Origin of the sequence: Paenibacillus zanthoxyli JH29, assembly GCF_000520715.1 — a bacterium.
Taxonomy (GTDB): Bacteria; Bacillota; Bacilli; order Paenibacillales; family Paenibacillaceae; genus Paenibacillus_AQ; species Paenibacillus_AQ zanthoxyli.
In genome coordinates this window covers 1-1,738 of the sequence record NZ_ASSD01000639.1, presented here as the reverse complement: position 1 = coordinate 1,738, position 1,738 = coordinate 1, and the positions used below count along the sequence as shown (strand labels likewise).

The 1,738-nt window shown below is 56.1% G+C and carries 3 protein-coding genes; all 3 read left to right on the top strand.

Annotated features, from left to right (window positions below; genetic code table 11):
* Window positions 1–1,073, top strand: a 1,073-nt coding sequence (locus L691_RS0124450) for a (2Fe-2S)-binding protein (protein WP_025692869.1), incomplete at its 5' end; no start/stop codon positions are given.
* A 23-nt stretch (window positions 1,074–1,096) separates the two neighbouring features.
* Entirely contained in the window at window positions 1,097–1,408 is a 312-nt protein-coding gene (gene nirD, locus L691_RS0124445) for a nitrite reductase small subunit NirD (RefSeq protein ID WP_025692868.1), read from the top strand.
* Between the two features lie 43 nt (window positions 1,409–1,451).
* Window positions 1,452–1,738: uroporphyrinogen-III C-methyltransferase (locus L691_RS0124440; RefSeq protein WP_025692867.1), on the top strand; the 287-nt coding region annotated here is incomplete at its 3' end.

Here is a 1,738-nt window from a genome sequence, read left to right as displayed (position 1 = left end):
AAGCGTCTGCATCGTGCGGAGGCTGCAAGCCGCTGGTGGAAGGACTGCTGGAGCTGTATGCGGGCGATGCAGCGGTCAAGGTCAAGGAAGGCATCTGCGGCTGTACGACGCTTGGGCGCGACGAAATCGTAGCCGAGATCAAACGAATGGAACTCAAGACGGTCAAGGAAGTTATGAATGTGCTGGAATGGAGCACTGAGGAAGGCTGCTCGAAATGCCGCCCTTCCCTGAACTATTATCTCGGCATGCTGTGGCCGGAGGAATATGCAGACGAGAAGGAATCACGGATCACGAACGAACGCTATCACGCCAACATTCAGAAAGACGGCACTTTTTCCGTCGTACCCCGGATATACGGCGGTGTCACTTCCCCGGGCGAGCTGAAAAAGATTGCCGAGGTCGCCGAGAAATTCAACGTTCCGATGGTGAAGTTTACAGGGGGACAAAGACTGGATCTTCTAGGCGTCACAAAAGAAGATCTTCCAAAAATTTGGGAAGAACTCGACATGCCTTCAGGCCATGCGTACGGCAAAACGCTGCGTACGGTCAAGACCTGCGTTGGATCGACGTTCTGCCGGTTCGGTACCCAGGATTCCATCGCCATGGGCATTCGGCTGGAGAAAGAGTTCGAGCGGTTGAACACACCGGCCAAGGTTAAGCTTGCCGTGTCCGGCTGCCCCCGCAACTGTGCGGAGGCGACAATCAAGGATTTCGGCGTTGTCGCGATTGACGGCGGCTGGGAGCTTCATATCGGCGGCAACGGCGGCGTGCATGTTCGTGCAACGGATTTGCTGTGCGTCGTGAAGACGGAGGACGAGGTTGTCGAATGGGCGAGCGCGTTCCTTCAATATTACCGTGAAAATGCCAACTGGAACGAGAGAACCTCCAATTGGGTGGAACGGGTAGGACTCGACAGAATCAAGGCGGCGCTTGATAACCGAGAGGACAGGCTGGCGCTGGGGCAAAGAATCCGTACGGCGCTCAGCGTGACCACTGACCCGTGGAAGCAAATCGTGGCGGAAAGGGAGCTCCGCAAAAATTTTGAGCCGATCTCTCCAATTGAGACGGCATAACAGGAGGGCTAACGGATATGACGATGACCAAAATGCATATCGGCAACGTAGCGGACATTGACCGCAAGGGATCGCGGACCCTAAAAGTAAATGGCTTGGAAATCGCCTTGTTCCGCCTGTCGGATGGAGAGGTGCTGGCTGTGGAGAACAAATGCCCGCATAAAGGCGGCACCCTATCGGAAGGGATGGTCTGCGGCAGCAAGGTTCACTGTCCGCTGCATGACTGGCGCATCGATCTTCATACCGGGAAGGTTGAGGAGCCGGACACGGGATGCGTCCCCACCTTTGAGGTTGAGGTAGACCCGGCCACAGGAGCCGTTTATCTGACGGTCTAAGCTGGAGGGTTATTCCAACTCGGCTAGGGAGGGAGCAAAGCGTATGAAGACCGGAAGCATATCCATTGTCGGAGCGGGGCCGGGAGACCCGGAATTGATCACAGTAAAGGCGGTGCGCCGCATCCGGGAAGCTGATGTCGTGCTGTATGACAGACTTGTGTCGGAGGAACTGCTGGACTATGCGAGGCCTGATGCGCGTCTCATTTACTGCGGAAAAGCGCCGGGGCAGCACTTCATGTCCCAGGAGCAAATCGAGCATGTGATGATCCATCAAGCCCGTCAAGGCCATAAGGTAGTCAGGTTGAAGGGAGGCGATCCGTTCGTCTTCGG